Source organism: Flavobacterium resistens, assembly GCF_900182645.1.
Classification (GTDB): Bacteria; Bacteroidota; Bacteroidia; order Flavobacteriales; family Flavobacteriaceae; genus Flavobacterium; species Flavobacterium resistens.
In genome coordinates this window covers 371,581-387,098 of the sequence record NZ_FXTA01000003.1, presented here as the reverse complement: position 1 = coordinate 387,098, position 15,518 = coordinate 371,581, and the positions used below count along the sequence as shown (strand labels likewise).

At 34.0% G+C, this 15,518-nt stretch carries 12 protein-coding genes and 1 other RNA gene; 6 read left to right on the top strand and 7 right to left on the bottom strand.

What is annotated here, in order from left to right:
• The first annotated feature begins 88 nt into the window (after positions 1 to 88).
• On the top strand, positions 89 to 994 hold the full coding sequence (locus tag FN795_RS13095) for an aldo/keto reductase (RefSeq protein WP_142451007.1): 906 nt from the start codon (positions 89 to 91) through the stop codon (positions 992 to 994).
• A gap of 111 nt (positions 995 to 1,105) precedes the next feature.
• A complete protein-coding gene (gene mug / locus FN795_RS13090; RefSeq protein WP_142451006.1) occupies positions 1,106 to 1,603 on the top strand; it encodes a G/U mismatch-specific DNA glycosylase in 498 nt (165 codons plus the stop codon).
• A 50-nt stretch (positions 1,604 to 1,653) separates the two neighbouring features.
• Here mug and ssrA read toward each other — a convergent pair.
• Positions 1,654 to 2,051: a transfer-messenger RNA gene (ssrA, locus tag FN795_RS13085) on the bottom strand.
• A 155-nt stretch (positions 2,052 to 2,206) separates the two neighbouring features.
• Positions 2,207 to 3,409: a serine hydrolase domain-containing protein gene (locus FN795_RS13080; RefSeq protein ID WP_142451299.1), complete on the bottom strand. Its 1,203-nt coding sequence runs from the start codon at positions 3,407 to 3,409 to the stop codon at positions 2,207 to 2,209.
• 240 nt (positions 3,410 to 3,649) lie between these two features.
• Here FN795_RS13080 and FN795_RS13075 point away from each other — a divergent pair, with 240 nt between their 5' ends.
• Complete coding sequence (locus tag FN795_RS13075) at positions 3,650 to 4,858, top strand: NAD(P)-dependent oxidoreductase (RefSeq protein ID WP_142451005.1); 1,209 nt, start codon at positions 3,650 to 3,652, stop codon at positions 4,856 to 4,858.
• Between the two features lie 105 nt (positions 4,859 to 4,963).
• On the opposite strand, the gene fumC is transcribed toward FN795_RS13075, so the two are convergent.
• Positions 4,964 to 6,349, bottom strand: coding sequence for a class II fumarate hydratase (fumC, locus tag FN795_RS13070; protein ID WP_142451004.1), 1,386 nt, complete (start codon positions 6,347 to 6,349; stop codon positions 4,964 to 4,966).
• Positions 6,350 to 6,706: 357 nt separating this feature from the next.
• On the opposite strand from fumC, the gene FN795_RS21580 reads away from it, so the two are divergent.
• The gene (locus FN795_RS21580) at positions 6,707 to 6,886 is read left to right on the top strand and encodes a hypothetical protein (RefSeq protein WP_056202312.1); all 180 of its coding nucleotides are present in this window, start codon (positions 6,707 to 6,709) and stop codon (positions 6,884 to 6,886) included.
• A 127-nt stretch (positions 6,887 to 7,013) separates the two neighbouring features.
• Here FN795_RS21580 and FN795_RS13060 read toward each other — a convergent pair whose 3' ends face one another.
• Both FN795_RS13060 and arsC read right to left on the bottom strand, forming a co-directional pair.
• A complete protein-coding gene (locus tag FN795_RS13060; protein ID WP_142451003.1) occupies positions 7,014 to 9,473 on the bottom strand; it encodes an outer membrane beta-barrel family protein in 2,460 nt (819 codons plus the stop codon).
• Between the two features lie 92 nt (positions 9,474 to 9,565).
• A complete protein-coding gene (gene arsC / locus FN795_RS13055; protein WP_142451002.1) occupies positions 9,566 to 9,910 on the bottom strand; it encodes an arsenate reductase (glutaredoxin) in 345 nt (114 codons plus the stop codon).
• Between the two features lie 112 nt (positions 9,911 to 10,022).
• On the opposite strand from arsC, the gene FN795_RS13050 reads away from it, so the two are divergent.
• Together FN795_RS13050 and FN795_RS13045 are read left to right on the top strand one after the other, a co-directional pair.
• Positions 10,023 to 10,940, top strand: a complete 918-nt coding sequence (locus FN795_RS13050; RefSeq protein WP_142451001.1) for a CPBP family intramembrane glutamic endopeptidase — start codon at positions 10,023 to 10,025, stop codon at positions 10,938 to 10,940.
• Positions 10,941 to 10,960: 20 nt separating this feature from the next.
• Positions 10,961 to 12,004 carry an AMP-binding protein gene (locus tag FN795_RS13045; protein ID WP_142451000.1) on the top strand — a complete coding sequence of 348 codons (1,044 nt, stop codon included), beginning with the start codon at positions 10,961 to 10,963 and terminating at the stop codon, positions 12,002 to 12,004.
• Positions 12,005 to 12,080: 76 nt separating this feature from the next.
• Here the strand turns inward: FN795_RS13045 and FN795_RS13040 are convergent, their stop codons facing one another.
• The gene (locus tag FN795_RS13040) at positions 12,081 to 13,295 is read right to left on the bottom strand and encodes an RsmB/NOP family class I SAM-dependent RNA methyltransferase (RefSeq protein ID WP_142450999.1); all 1,215 of its coding nucleotides are present in this window, start codon (positions 13,293 to 13,295) and stop codon (positions 12,081 to 12,083) included.
• A gap of 144 nt (positions 13,296 to 13,439) precedes the next feature.
• Positions 13,440 to 15,416, bottom strand: coding sequence for a KUP/HAK/KT family potassium transporter (locus FN795_RS13035; protein WP_142450998.1), 1,977 nt, complete (start codon positions 15,414 to 15,416; stop codon positions 13,440 to 13,442).
• Positions 15,417 to 15,518 lie beyond the last annotated feature (102 nt).

Sequence of the window (15,518 nt, the reverse complement as noted above, 5' to 3'; positions counted from 1 at the left end):
CTTTTAATTCTAAGGCTTAATAACCTTCAGAGAATTGTAACAATTTGTTGATGAAAAGGAAAAAATATTAACTTAAAAATATTCAAAAATGAGCATATCATATAAAAACTTAAGCATCCCTTCACTCGGATTTGGAACCCTTATTCCTGATCCATTATTAACAATAAGTGCCACTAAAGATGCATTAAAAGCGGGTTTTCGTCATTTTGATGCCGCAGAACGATACCGCAACGAAAAAGAGGTAGGAGAGGCCTTAAAAGAAGGAATGGCAATTGAAGGAATTACACGTGAAGAGATTTTTGTTACTACGAAGTTATGGAACACTAATCATAGACCGGAGCGTGTTAAACCAGCGTTTGAGGCAAGTTTGAAGAGACTTGGACTTGACTATCTGGATCTTTATCTTATTCATACTCCATTTGCTTTTCAACCTGGAGAGGAACAGGATCCTAGAGATCAAAACGGGAATGTAATTTACGATCACGAAGTAACTTTGATGGATACATGGAGAGCGATGGAAAGTCTTGTTGATAGCGGGAAGGTCAGATCAATTGGCTTATCTGATATTAGTTTAACAGAGCTTATACCTATCTATGAAGCTGCCAGAATAAAACCAGCAGTAGTTCAAGTGGAATCACATCCATATTTACCAGAAAATGAGCTTCTTGATTATTGTAAAGAGAAAGGAATTGTTTTTTTGGCTTTTGCCCCACTTGGACACGGAATAAAGCCCGGACCAATTGAAGATGAAATTGTTTTAAAGATTGCAGAAAAAACAGGAAAAACGCCTGCACAAGTATTGCTTTCTTGGGCAGTACAGCGTGGTACAACCTTGTTGACTACTCCTAAAACTCTGGAACGTGCTTATGAAAATTTTAATATTGGTATTTTACCACAAGAAGCTTTTGACCAAATTAATTCTATACCGATCAGACAGCGATTTAATGGCGTAGTTAAAACTGGAGTTCCGGGTTTTATTGCAAAAGGGAATTAATTGCAAAAGACGTTGTGACGATTTATCTTTAAGTAACTTTGTTAGGATCAAAATGATGTATAAAGTAATTGCTATTTTTAAACTTATAACTAACCGATTTGAATTTCATAAATGTTAACTGATATTATTAAAGAAAATTTGAATGTGCTTTTTTGCGGAATTAATCCGGGCTTAAAATCGGCATTAGATGGACATCACTTTTCAGGAAGAAGCAATCGATTTTGGAAAGTATTACATCAGGCTGGTTTTACTCCATATCAAATAGAAGCCATAAACGATATTGACATCTTAAATTTTGAATTTGGTTTGACTACAGCTGTAGCAAGGGCAACTTCTCGTGCAGATCAGCTATCAAAAGAGGAATTTGATGATGCAATTGAGATTTTTAGGGACAAGATCAAGCAATTTAAACCTAAGTATATTGCTTTTCTTGGTAAAGCCGCCTACAAAGCTTTTTCAGGTAAAAAACAAATTACATGGGGATTACAGTCTGAAGATTTTTGCGGGGCCAAGGTTTGGATACTCCCTAATCCGAGTGGTCTAAATCGTGGATTTACACTTAGTGATCTCGTTACTTCTTATTCAGAATTACGCGAAATAATTATTTAAATGAATTAAAAAACAAAAAGCCTGTAAACATAGAGTTTACAGGCTTTTTTCTGTGGAGTCGCCGGGAATCGAACCCGGGTCCAAACAAGCAACTAAAGAGCTTTCTACACGTTTATTTCCTGATTAGATTTTCGATGTTAAGCTAGGCCAGAAACAGCCACCGAACACTTATCTTCTTAATTTTCGAAATCTACCCGAAGCTCATAGAAATCTAGGTTTATTTTTACGGTTCCCCTGAACGGAACGCCACAAACCAAGGCTTTCCAGGAGAATCCAGCTTCTCTACCTTGTAGAGACGTGGCGCAATCTTACTATGATTCGGATTAAGCAGCTAAAGCGTAATTATTTTCGCCGTGTAAAAGTTCGAGATCTTATATTTACGAGCAAGGTCTCAATGCTCGACGTGCTTACTGTTCAATTCGACTTGCTGTCAAAACCAGTCGACCCCAAAAAATAAGTCTGCAAATTTATACTATTTGAAATTACTTTCTGCTAAAATTTTAAAAAAAAGTCATAAAGTCGAAAGTCAAAAGTCCAAAGTCAATATTAGCAACTATTTTAGGACTTTACGACTTTTGACTTTCGACTTTATGACTATTAGTTTTACTCTTCGTCCTTGAAATTAAAAGGATAATCGCCAAAAATTGGAGCCAGTTTACGAACCGCATAAGTGTTTCTGGTCATTTTATTTGATAGCGCAATAATGGTTACATGCTCCTTCATTAAAGTAATATAAGATGAGGTGTTGCCATGCCACCAACCGTTGTGGAAATAAAAATTCTGTCCCGTTTCCCAATTAATCATTCTGATTCCAAGACCGTAGTTTTTAGTTCCTTTGCGCTCGTTGCTGTAACCCGTATAAACTTGTTTTAATAAAGCCGGTTTTAAAAAGTCAGGTGATTGTCTTGCGCGGTCAAATTTCAAAAGATCGCGAACAGTTGAAAAAACATTTTTGTCTCCGTAAACATTATCTAAATAATCAAAACCAATTTCAGCTCCGTTTCCTTTATATGACGGAACAATTGTTTTTCTGTCTTTATCATCATCAAAAATATAAGTATGCGTCATGCCCAATGGCTTGAAAATCATTTCAGCCATTGCTTCTTTATATTTTAAACCTGTGATTTTTTCGATAATCAACGCCAACATTGCATAATTGGTATTACAATATCCGAAACGAGTTCCGGTTTTTGCTTCAAGACCAATGTCTTTTGTGGCTAAAATATCTAGAATATCTTTATTTGTTAATTGATTATGTCTGTCCCAAACCGATTTGTCATGATCTGTAAAATAAGCATAATTGCGCATTCCGGTGCGATGACTTAAAAGCATTCGAACTGTACAATCTTCGTATGGAAAGGTTTTTAGAATCGTATTGACTTTTTGATCCAAATCAAGTTTTCCTGCATTTACCAATTTTAAAACAGCAGTTGCCGTCAAAACTTTACTTACTGATGCAATTTGTACAGGAGTTTCGGCAGTGATTTTTGTTCCTTCATTTTTGTTGGCGTAACCATTGTATCTTTCAAAAATAATTTGTCCGTTTCTTGCCACTAAAAAACTTCCATTCATGCTATTGTTTGGCCAGTTTTTATTATAAAAGTGATTAATTCTGCCTTTTACGGAATTTATGTAGGCTTGTGATATTCTTTTTTCCGGCCCTAATGGCTTCATCTTTGGCATTGTATCTTCAACTACTGAAGCTGGATCAACGCTAGTCTTTTTATCATTGCCACATGAACTTAAAACTAAAATTAGGAAAAGTATTTGTGGTATCTTTGTCATTTTAAGGAAACTCATTTTCATCATTCTTTAAAAACAAATATATAGAATTCAATATTTATGTTTTTGAAATTTTAGCGACTTCAAAAGGCTATGTTAACATAATTTTAACTAAATTTTTAGTTAGTCGATTGTTATTCAGCGTTCAACGGTTTTTAAATATTCTAAATTGTAATTTTTGAACAAAACTTTAACGAAATTTGTTATATTTGAAACAAATACGATGTAAAAAGTTATATTATTAAAAGCTTTAAACTTATTTAAATGAAATTTGGAATTATAAAAGAAAGAAAAAACCCACCAGATAGACGTGTAGTATTTGCTCCAGATGCATTAGCAAAATTGAAACAGCAATATCATGATGCTGTAATAGAAGTAGAGAGTTCTGATATTAGGATTTTTTCAGATCTTCAATATAAAAGTATGGGCTTAACGGTGACAGATGATGTTTCTGACTGTGATGTCTTATTTGGAGTAAAAGAGGTTCCTGTAGAAAATTTAATTCCAAATAAAGCGTATTTCTTTTTTTCGCATACCATAAAAAAACAGCCTCATAACCGAAAATTACTTCAGGCTATTTTAGAAAAGAAAATTGACTTATATGATCATGAAACGATAGTTAATGAGTTAGATCACCGTTTAATAGGTTTCGGGAAATACGCCGGAATGGTAGGTGTTTACAACGGAATCAGGGCTTTCGGAATTAAATTTGAATTATTTAAACTTCCAAAAGCGGAAACACTTTCAGGAAAAGAGGATTTGATAAAGCATTTAAAACGCATAACAATGCCTGCCTTAAAATTTGTTGTTACCGGAACCGGAAAGGTCGGGAGTGGAGCAAAAGAAATTTTGGACGCTATTAAAGTTAAAGAAATTACAATTGATAATTATTTGACTAAAAAGTACGCACAGGCAGTTTATGTTCAATTAGATGTTTTAGAATATAATAAAAGAAAAGACGGACAAGTTTTGGACTTTAAAGATTTTGTAAATCATCCTGAAGAATATACTTCTGATTTTGAGAAATTTACAAAAGTTTCGGATATTTATTTTGCAGGACATTTTCACGCCAGTGCGGCGCCAATGATTTTGACAAGAGAAATGTTGAATGCCAGCGATTGCAAACTTAAAGTTGTGGCAGACATTTCATGTGACGTTGGCGGGCCGATTGCCTGTACCGTTCGTTCATCAACTATTGCAGAGCCTTTATATGGTTATTTTCCTTTAGAAGATAAGGAAGTTGATTTTTTTCATCCGGCTGCGGTTGCAGTAATGGCTGTTGATAATTTGCCTTGTGAAATTCCGAAAGATGCCAGCGAAGGTTTTGGAGAACAATTTATGGAACATGTAATTCCAGCTTTCTTCAATGGAGATAAAGACGGAATTCTAAAACGCGCCAAAATCACCGAAAACGGAAAATTGACGGAAAGATTCAGTTATTTGCAAGACTACGTTGATAATGGTGAATTGTAAATTGTTAATTATAAATTTAAAAAGAGCTTTCTAAATTTTAGAAAGCTCTTTTTATATAACGTTGCAGATTAATTAACCATTAACCATTTATAATTCACAATTAATTTACACCATATCCTCCGGTTTCACCCAAGCATCAAAATCTTCTGCAGAAACATAGCCTAAACGAACAGCTTCATCTTTCAGAGTTGTTCCATTCTTGTGGGCCGTTTGAGCAATTTCAGCTGCTTTGTAATAACCAATTTTAGTATTTAAAGCGGTTACAAGCATAAGGGAGTTGTCTACCAATTCTTTGATGCGTTTGTAATTTGGCTCGATTCCTTGAGCGCAATGTTCATCAAATGAAACACACGCATCTCCTAATAATCTAGCCGATTGTAAAAAGTTTGCAGCCATAACGGGTTTAAAAACATTAAGTTCGTAATGTCCTTGCATGCCACCAACAGCAATTGCCATGTCATTACCAATAACCTGCGCGCAAACCATCGTTAAAGCTTCGCATTGCGTCGGATTTACTTTTCCTGGCATAATAGAAGATCCTGGTTCGTTTTCAGGAATATGAATTTCGCCAATTCCAGATCGAGGTCCAGATGCCAGCATTCTAACATCATTTGCAATTTTGTTTAATGAAACGGCTAATTGTTTCAAGGCTCCATGAGTTTCTACAATGGCATCATGCGCGGCTAAAGCTTCAAATTTGTTTTCTGCTGTTATAAACGGATGGTTGGTAAATTTTGCAATGTATTCGGCAACTTTTACATCGTAACCTTTTGGTGTGTTTAATCCGGTTCCAACTGCAGTTCCGCCTAGAGCAATTTCAGATAAATGTGCTAAAGTATTTTTTAAAGCTTTTAATCCGAAGGCTAATTGAGCTGCGTAACCAGAAATTTCCTGTCCGAGTGTCAAAGGTGTTGCATCCATTAAGTGCGTACGGCCAATTTTAACGACGTCTTTAAATTCGGTTGCTTTTTTGACTAATGTTGTGTGTAGTTTTTCAACTCCCGGAATTGTGGTTTCAACTACCATTTTATAAGCCGCAATATGCATTCCTGTTGGGAAAGTATCATTTGATGACTGCGATTTGTTTACATCGTCATTTGCTTTTATGAATTGTTCGCCTTCGCCAATTTCAAAACCTTTCAAAACTTGAGCGCGATTGGCAATTACTTCATTTACGTTCATGTTGCTTTGCGTTCCTGAACCGGTCTGCCAAATTACCAGCGGAAACTGATCGTCTAATTGTCCGGCTAATATTTCGTCGCAAACTGTTGCAATGGCGTCTCTTTTTTCGATTGGCAAAACTCCTAAATCATAATTAGCGTAAGCGGCTGCTTTTTTTAAATAGGCAAAACCTTCAATGATTTCTTTTGGCATTGAACCGGAGTTTCCTATTTTAAAATTGTTTCGGGAACGTTCTGTTTGAGCACCCCAATATTTATCGGCTGGGACCTGAACTTCACCCATGGTGTCTTTTTCTATTCTGTATTTCATTACGTTGTTTGTAAAATGTTATTTGTAAAATGTGAAATGTTGTCTGTAAAATGTGAAATGTTGTCTGTAAAAATGAACTTCTCTTGAAAACGGGTTTCCTAGCCCTGATGGGAGCGGCATCCTTTTGTGCTGGGGTTCAGCACAAAAGATATAGCGGACAGCAGGAATCAGCTCCTGAAAATTATTATGAATTTCGATGAAGTCTTTATTTAAAAGGTTTCGCATTCAAAAAAAGCTTATTTAAAATGAGTATAAATATACGGATAAATGTTATTTCCCGAAAATTGATTTAGATTTTATTGCCAAGGACGAATTTATAACCTACATTTGTCGTAACATTCAAAAATTCCGGAAAACATGTTTGAATTTTCACAGTACTTAGGCTTTTTACTTTTCTTAACCATACTAACTATAGGGTTTTGGTTAATGTTTTTCTTGGTTGGTTTCGTATCTTATTGGGTTACGGGAGCTAGCTGGGAAATGTTCAAAGAAAAGAGAGCTAAAAAAAGACAAGAAGAACAATCAGTTAAATATTAATTGATTTCATAAAAAAGGACCACAATTGTGAGTCCTTTTTTTTATTTAAATCTGATATAAAAAAAAAATCCAAATTCCAGTTTTTAAACTTGGAATTTGGATTTTTAAATATTGGGCTTTTATATTATTATCCTGGGAAGTCTCCTCCGCCATCACCTTCTTTTGGCGCAGCATTTTTATCTCTTTCTCCTTTAGGTTTGTTGAAACGGTAGGTAAACGATAAATTGAATTGACGTTTACGGAATTGCATTTCGCTATATGCTGTTTGGCTTTCAAGTGTTGTAGAATTTTGCAGATACGTATATGATCTCATAATTCTAGAATTGAAAATATCGCTGATATTGAATGCAATAGTTGCTTTGTCTTTCATGACATCTTTGCTCAATGCTGTGTTCATACCAAACATGTCTAAGTTTTTTCCTTGAGCTGTTTTTTGTGAACCGTTGTAGTTTGCACTTAACTGCCAGTCAATTTTATATGGCAAAGTTAACTTTGAGTTGATTCTTGCAAACCAAGTGTTCGCTTGATTGTCAAGATTTTGTACTACTGTATTTCCGTTGAAATCAACATAAGTGTTTTCTCCAGTTGTTTTTACGTTGTAGAAGTTGAAATTACTGTTGATTCTCCAGATTTTGAATGGCGTGTAATTCAATGTAAATTCAAATCCGAATTTTTGTTCTTTTCCAAGGTTGATTGGTCTATTTAAAATAACCGGAATACCATTTACTAAATTACCATTTGGAGTACGTACAAAACTGAAAACATCTTTTGTGTCTTCAAAATATGCCGATGTATTGAAAGTTAATTTGCTCCAACGTTTAATGTATCCAATGTCGTATTTATCAGTCAATGAAGGATCTAGATCCGGATTTCCTTGAAAAATATTGATGTTACTTGAATAGTTTACAGCTGGGTTCATGAAACGCCCTCTTGGTCTAGTTAAACGCTTGCTGTAGCTAGCAGAAAAACTACTCTGATCTGAGATTTCATAACTAATAAAAGCACTTGGAAACAAGTTGTTGTATTTTTTAGTATTGAAATCACTTGTCTCCAATAAATTCACATGAATATTTGTATCCTCCCAACGAAGTCCAAATAAGTAAGAGAATTTATTTACTTTGAAACCATATTGTGTGTAAAGCGCATTGATGTTTTCTTTGTATTCTAATGTGTTTGAAAGATTTGGGTCTTTTAATCCATTTTCATCAGTTACAAAATATTCATTGTTCAAATCACCAAAACTTCCTTTGTATCCAGCTTCAAACTGACTTCCTTTTCCTAATGGCAAAACATAATCAGCTTGGAATAATACTTGCTTTTGAACCTGATTATTTAATGTAGTATTGTAATTTGGAGAAGCAGTAATAGTACTGTTGCTATCGTCATCGTTTTTAGAAATCGATAAGTCGGCGGTCAGTTTATGCCCTTTGTCGTTGAAGTTTTTGATTAAATTAGAAGTATACTCAACGTTTTGACTTCCGGTTTCACCATCATTTAAACGGAAAGAAGTTCCTGTAAAAGCATGCGATGCATCAAAATTGTTGTAATTGATTAAATCACGTGTATCGCCTGAATTTTTTTGATAGTTAATGGCGTTTGTCCAATAGGTATTTGGCGCCACAGTCCATTCGATTCCTGCTCTTCCGTTAAAACCATCTGAAGTTCTTTTAGTATCACGATCTTCATCCAAGAAACCTTTAGGAGTTCCGTCAGCGTTCAAATATTCAGTGTTGGTTAAACCAGCTCCTTCGTTTGTTCTGTGATTGTATCCTAAAGTTGTAAAATAATTTAATTTTTCAGTTTTGTAGTTCAAATTACCACTTAAACCGTAAGTTTCAGGAATCCCTGTTGAAGCTATAAAAGTTCCGTTGAATCCTTGGTTTTTACCTTTTTTAAGAATAATATTGATTAATCCAGATCCACCTTCCGCATCGTAACGAGCAGACGGATTGGTAATAACTTCTACTTTGTCAATTGCATCAGCTGGAAGCTGACGTAAAGCTTCGGCAATATTAATAGCATTTGAAGGTCGTCCGTCAATCAGAATTCTAATATTGTCGCTTCCTCTTAAACTTACATTTCCTTCAGTATCAACAGAAACAGACGGAACATTGTCAAGAACATCACTTACTGTTCCTCCTTTTACCATCATATCCTGACCAACGCTGTATACTTTTTTGTCCAATTTTATTTCTACAGTCGATTTTTCAGCACGAACGACAACTTCGTTCAATTGTGCTGCATCTTCTGATAAACTGACAACGCCCAAACTTGTATCGCCAGAAATAGTTTTTCCTTTGATTTCAGTTGATTTAAACGAAATGAATTCTACTTTAATATCATAAGTTCCAGGTGCTACCGCTATTTCAAATTCTCCTTTTGGATTTGTGACTCCGTCAGCAACAACTTTTGTGTTGTTAGGTGCCTTAAACGAAATAATGGCGTATTCAAGTGGCTGTTTGCTAACCTTTTCTAAAACTTTTCCAGTAACTTTTACCTTGTTTCTACCAGGAGGCGCCTGTTGTGCATAGTTGTAAAAACTTGTAAAAAAAAGAACAAGCAGTACAGCAAATTTGATTTTCTTCATTTTATTTTTGGTTTCATTTCCTGTTTAGACCAAAAATTTGACGTTTGGTTTAAAGAGTAAATCACAAAAAAATGTTAATTCGACTTTTGAAATTAATCCAGAAAATTGGCTACCAGATTTAGATCTCTTCCAATAATAGCTTTTCCATCTTTAACAACAATTGGTCTTTCAATTAAAATTGGATTTTCAACCATTGCCTGAACAATTTCGTCGCTAGTAAGGTTTTTTCCTTTGTAATTTTCTATCCAGATATTTTCTTTAATTCGAACTAACTGAATTGGTTCCAGGTTTAATTTTGCTAGAAGATCTTTTAATTCTGAAAAACTTGGAGTATCTGTTAAATAAGGAATAATTTCATATTCTTCTTTTGACTGATCAATAAAAGCCAAACAGCTTCTTGATTTTCCGCAGCGCGGATTATGATAAATTTGTATCATTTTGTTATATTTAGGAATTGTAAGATAGTTAACGCAAAAATTAGGTATTTTCGCAGGACCAAAAATACTATTTACTTATTAAATCGAATTCTCATTTTAAAATTATATATAAATGTTTTTAGAACAAGGAATTAAGCCTCACAATAAATTTTTTCTGTATCTGATTGGTTCAATAATTATTATAGTAGCGTCGTTTATTGGCCAGATTCCGCTTTCTGTAGCGGTTCTTTATTCTAGTTTTAAAAATAAAACAGAAATCCCGACTGGTAATGACGCAGTTTTAAAAGTATTTGAACCTAATATGACTTTATTTTTGGTTATGATTTCTTTTGTTTTTGCGTTTGCGGGTATTTATTTGGTTGTAAAATATCTTCATCGCCAAACACTTCTATCAGTAACTACATCACGAAAGAAAGTCGATTGGAACCGAATTTTATTTTCATTTATACTTTGGGCAATTTTCTCCGTTTTGAGTTTTGGAGTTCTTTATTTAAATGATCCTCAGAATTTTATTTGGAATTTTAAATTAGTTCCTTTTTTGATTTTAGTTGTCATAGGAACTTTGCTTATTCCGATACAAACCAGTACCGAAGAATATGTTTTTAGAGGATATTTAATGCAAGGTTTTGCAAATTTGGCTAAAAACAGATGGTTTCCATTAATGATGACTTCACTTATTTTTGGTTCCATGCATGTTTTTAATCCCGAAGTAGCAAAAATGGGCTATATTATTATGGTTTATTACATAGGAACCGGCTTGTTTTTAGGAATCATTACACTTATGGATGAAGGAATAGAGCTGGCACTTGGCTTTCATGCTGCAAATAATTTGACCGGCGCTTTGTTGGTAACGTCAGATTGGACCGTTTTTCAAACACATTCTATTTTCAAAGATATGTCTGAACCTTCGGCGGGTCTTGACGTAATATTGCCTGTTGTAATTGTGTATCCTATTTTGCTGTTTATTTTCAGCAAAAAATATAAATGGACAAATTGGAAAGAAAAATTGACTGGTGAGATAACTACTTAAAAATCTTTAATTTAATAATCATGACACAGTTAACACATAAAAATGTACATAATTATTTTAAAATCAACGGATATCATTTAAATGCAAAAGATTTATGCCGCGTTGGCTACAGTTTCATAAAAGAAGGTGATGTTTATGAGCGTGCAATAGGTGAGTTTCTTCTGGATTGGTTTGATAATAAGGATTATATCGAAATGACGACTTCGGGTACAACCGGACTTCCAAAAGTAGTCAGATTAGAAAAACAAGCTATGATCCAGTCGGCTTTGGCAACTGGAGATTTTTTTGGTTTGGAGCCAGGAGACAGAGCGTTGTTGTGTTTGCCAACTCAATTTATTGCCGGAAAAATGATGTTGGTGAGAAGTTTGATTTTAGGACTTGATATTGATGTTAAAGCACCAAGTACTGAACCTTTAGCTTTTAATTCGGAGAAATATGATTTCGTAGCAATGGTTCCTTTACAAGTTCAGAATTCAATTGAAAAGCTTAAAAATGTAAAGAAATTAATCATTGGCGGAGCAAAAATGGATTCTACGCTTGAAGCGGAATTACTAAAATTGAATGGTGAAATATACGAAACGTATGGAATGACCGAAACCATAACGCATATTGCTGCCAAAAAAGTTGGAGAAAGTGCTTTCTCAATCTTGCCAAATGTAAAAATCGAAAAAGATAATCGCGGTTGTCTCGTAATTTATGTTTCGTCTATTTCTGATGAACCAATTATTACGAATGATTTGGTCGAATTGATAAATGATAAACAATTTGTTTTTTTAGGAAGAATCGACAATGTGATTAATAGTGGAGGAGTGAAGCTAATTCCTGAACAGATTGAAGCAAAATTGGTTGGCAAAATCTCAAATCGTTTTTTTGTTACCGGAGTTCCGGATTCAGTTTTAGGTGAAAAATTAATTTTGGTTATAGAAGGTGAAAAACAAGATTTTGCCCCTGATTTTTTTGATATTTTAGGAAAATTTGAAAAACCAAAAGAAATTGTTTTTGTACCAAAATTTAAAGAAAACGAAAACGGAAAGTTATTGCGAAAGCCAACTTTAGAATCATAAAAATGCTAAAATAAAAAATCCCAAATTTCAATAACTGCGATTGAAATTTGGGATTTTAAATATGCGAATTAAAGTCTTATGCTTTACGCTCTAAAAGTGCCATATAGAATCCATCGAAACCAGATTCAGAAGCGAGCATTTTGCGATCTTCAATAAATTTAAATTGTTTTCCTATTTCTGTTTTTAGAAATTTCTCTACTTGCTCCTGATTCTCAGAAGGCAAAACAGAACAAGTTGCATAAACTAATTTTCCGCCTGGTTTTACAATTTTAGAATAGCTTTCTAAAACCTCACTCTGAACTTTACGAATGTTGTCAATAAATTCAGGCTGTAATTTCCATTTCGAATCTGGATTTCTTTTTAAAACTCCCAATCCGCTACATGGTGCGTCAATTAAAACACGATCTGCTTTTTCGTGTAATTTTTTGATCACTTTTGTGCTGTCAATAATGCGGTATTCAATATTAAAAGCGCCATTTCTTTTAGCTCTTAATTTTAATTGCTTCAATTTGCTTTCGTACAAATCCATTGCAATCAATTGACCTTTATTGTTCATTAAAGAAGCCATATGCAATGTTTTTCCGCCTGCTCCGGCACACGTGTCGACAACGCGCATTCCAGGCTGAACATCAAGAAAACCTGCTACTAATTGTGAGTTCGCATCCTGAACTTCAAACAAACCTTGCTTAAAAGCATCTGTAAGGAAAACGTTTGCTCTTTCTTTTAAAACCAAAGCCTCAGGCTGATCTTTCAAATATTCTGTTTCAATATTCAAATCCATCAACGTGTTTCTTAAGTTTTCTTTAGTTCCTTTAAGTGTATTTGTTCTTAAAATAACTTTTGCAGGCTGATTTTGAGCTGCAATTTCTTTAGACCAAACTTTTTCGCCTAATTCTTTTACACCTAATTCATCCATCCAATCTGGAATAGATTCTTTTAAAGCTCTCACTTTTGAAAGCTCATCAAAACGACCTTTTATTTTTCTTTCAGGAGTTCCTTCTAATTGTCTCCAGTCTGGAATTGGGTATCCTCTTAAAACAGCCCAAACCGCAAACATTCTCCATAAATTATCCCTGTCGTATGGTTCTTTTACTTCCGCAATTTCTGCGTAAAGACGCTTCCAACGAACAATTTCGTATATTGTTTCAGCAACAAACTTCCTGTCAGAACTTCCCCAACGTTTGTCTTTTTTTAATGCTCTTGCTACCACTTTATCTGCATATTCTCCTTCATTAAAAATTGCATTTAAAGAATCGATGGTAGTATAAACTAAATTTCTGTGTAATCTCATTTCTATAATTTGAGTTGCAAAGGTACTATTAATTGATTGAAAGTTAAATTTTTAATGCTGATTGTTCATTTGACTTTCATTTGAAAAGAAAAAAACACTCTGATAAAGTTTTAAAAGAGTGTTTTTTAGAATATTTTAAAAAGGTTAATTTTTTATAATTCGGGTTAATCCGATATTTTCCGGAGCGTGAAGCACCATTGGAAATTTCTCTATTTTAACCGAACTACTATCTAAACCAAATGCTCTTTCTTCAGACAAACTCAGTTTTTTAATAAAGAAATAAGAGTTCATGATGATGTTCTCGTGCCATCTTAAATCATTATCGTTTGATAAGAATTTCTCAGACAATACAAATTTAAAGTCTCCAATAATATTGTTTTTGTTCAATGATTCGTAACGGCTGGTAATATCAACTTCACCACGTTTTACCATATCACGGATTACTTCTCTGAACATTAAATTGATTTTTGTAGGTTCTCTAAATCCTAAGTTAAAATCGATTCTGTAAATGTCATCTCTGGCAATCTCAGTAACTTTATATTCGGTTTTATAAGGCTCAGTAAGAATGTTTACGTGTACAAACCAGTAAATATCAGCTCTTTTTGGGCGCTTTTGCAAGATCGAGTAAATTACTTTTTCCTCTAATTCATCAACACGATTGGCATTCGTCATATATACCAAATGCGTTGCGTATTTTGGAATTGATAAATCTTTGCTCAGTTCTACTAGTACTTTTTTATAGTCGTCAATTTTGATGATTTTAGTATAGCTTTTGTTAATTTTCTTAGCCAGATACCAAATTGTCATAATTGAAATCAATAAAATTGCAATGATCAAAGTTACATAACCTCCTTCGGCAAATTTTGTAATATTGGCAAAAAGGAAACTGAATTCGATCAATAAATAAATCGTGATCAACGGTACCATAAAATATAGTTTTACACGCTTCATGATCAAATAATAATTCAATAGAATAGTAGTCATGATCATACATAAAATAATGGCAAGACCATAAGCATGCTCCATATTTCCTGATTTTTCGAAGTGAAGTACGATTCCAACACATCCAAAAAACAATAACCAGTTAATTGACGGAATGTATAATTGTCCTTTAACTTCTGTTGGATATTTGATTTTTACTTTTGGCCAGAAATTCAGACGCATTGCTTCATTAATCAAAGTAAACGAACCACTAATTAAGGCTTGTGATGCAATTACAGCTGCTAAAGTTGCGACTACAATTCCGAATGGAAGAAACCAGTGTGGCATGATTAGGTAAAATGGGTTTCCATTTTCACCACCTAATTGCTGTAAAGTACTTCCTTCATGGTGTATTAAATAAGCTGCCTGACCAAAGTAGTTTAATACTAAAGTTGCTTTTACGAAAATCCAGCTTATACGAATGTTTTTTCTTCCGCAGTGTCCCATGTCAGAGTACAAGGCTTCAGCTCCTGTAGTACAAAGAAATACAAAGCCAAGAACAAAAAATCCATCAGGATGAATAGATAATAAATGGTAAGCATAATATGGATTTACCGCTTTGATAACTTCAGGATAATGAAAAATCTGAATAGCTCCTAGAGTTCCAAGCATTGCAAACCATATCAGCATCATTGGTGCGAAAAATTTTCCAACCAATTTTGTTCCAAATTGCTGTATCGTAAATAAAATAAATAGAATGGCAATTACAATAGAAATAATGGTTTCCGTTTCCATTGTAGGATAGAACGCCCTGATTCCTTCAACTGCAGATGAGATCGAAATTGGCGGCGTAATGATTCCGTCGGCCAAAAGCGCACTTCCCCCAATAATGGCGGGCACAATGAGCCATTGAATTTTTGTTTTTTTAACTAAAGCATAAAGAGCAAAAATTCCACCTTCACCATGATTATCAGCACTTAAAGTAATAAGTACATATTTTATTGTAGTTTGAAGAGTAAGAGTCCAAAAAACACAGGAAATCCCCCCTAAAACAATATCCGAATTTATCGCGTATTCACCAAGAATGGCTTTCATTACATACAATGGAGAAGTACCAATATCTCCATAAATAATTCCTAATGTGATCAATAGACCCCCTATAGACAACTTACTATGTAAGTTTTTATGCGCTGCGCTCATGTGTGTTTTTATAAAAGACGGTTGCAAATTTACTCTTTTAAAATAAATTAGCATCAATTATAAATAAAAAGATAAAAAAAAGCACAATCCGTAAATTGTGCT

Bases quoted from the DNA above. Each gene is read 5' to 3' on its own strand.
- mug (WP_142451006.1), top strand. From the start codon at position 1,106: ATGTTAACTGATATTATTAAAGAAAATTTGAATGTGCTTTTTTGCGGA.
- FN795_RS21580 (WP_056202312.1), top strand. From the start codon at position 6,707: ATGTTTGAATTTTCACAGTACTTAGGCTTTTTACTTTTCTTAACCATA.
- FN795_RS13075 (WP_142451005.1), top strand. From the start codon at position 3,650: ATGAAATTTGGAATTATAAAAGAAAGAAAAAACCCACCAGATAGACGT.
- FN795_RS13080 (WP_142451299.1), bottom strand. From the start codon at position 3,409: ATGAAAATGAGTTTCCTTAAAATGACAAAGATACCACAAATACTTTTC.
- FN795_RS13040 (WP_142450999.1), bottom strand. From the start codon at position 13,295: ATGAGATTACACAGAAATTTAGTTTATACTACCATCGATTCTTTAAAT.
- FN795_RS13095 (WP_142451007.1), top strand. From the start codon at position 89: ATGAGCATATCATATAAAAACTTAAGCATCCCTTCACTCGGATTTGGA.
- arsC (WP_142451002.1), bottom strand. From the start codon at position 9,910: ATGATACAAATTTATCATAATCCGCGCTGCGGAAAATCAAGAAGCTGT.
- FN795_RS13035 (WP_142450998.1), bottom strand. From the start codon at position 15,416: ATGAGCGCAGCGCATAAAAACTTACATAGTAAGTTGTCTATAGGGGGT.
- FN795_RS13050 (WP_142451001.1), top strand. From the start codon at position 10,023: ATGTTTTTAGAACAAGGAATTAAGCCTCACAATAAATTTTTTCTGTAT.
- FN795_RS13060 (WP_142451003.1), bottom strand. From the start codon at position 9,473: ATGAAGAAAATCAAATTTGCTGTACTGCTTGTTCTTTTTTTTACAAGT.
- FN795_RS13045 (WP_142451000.1), top strand. From the start codon at position 10,961: ATGACACAGTTAACACATAAAAATGTACATAATTATTTTAAAATCAAC.
- fumC (WP_142451004.1), bottom strand. From the start codon at position 6,349: ATGAAATACAGAATAGAAAAAGACACCATGGGTGAAGTTCAGGTCCCA.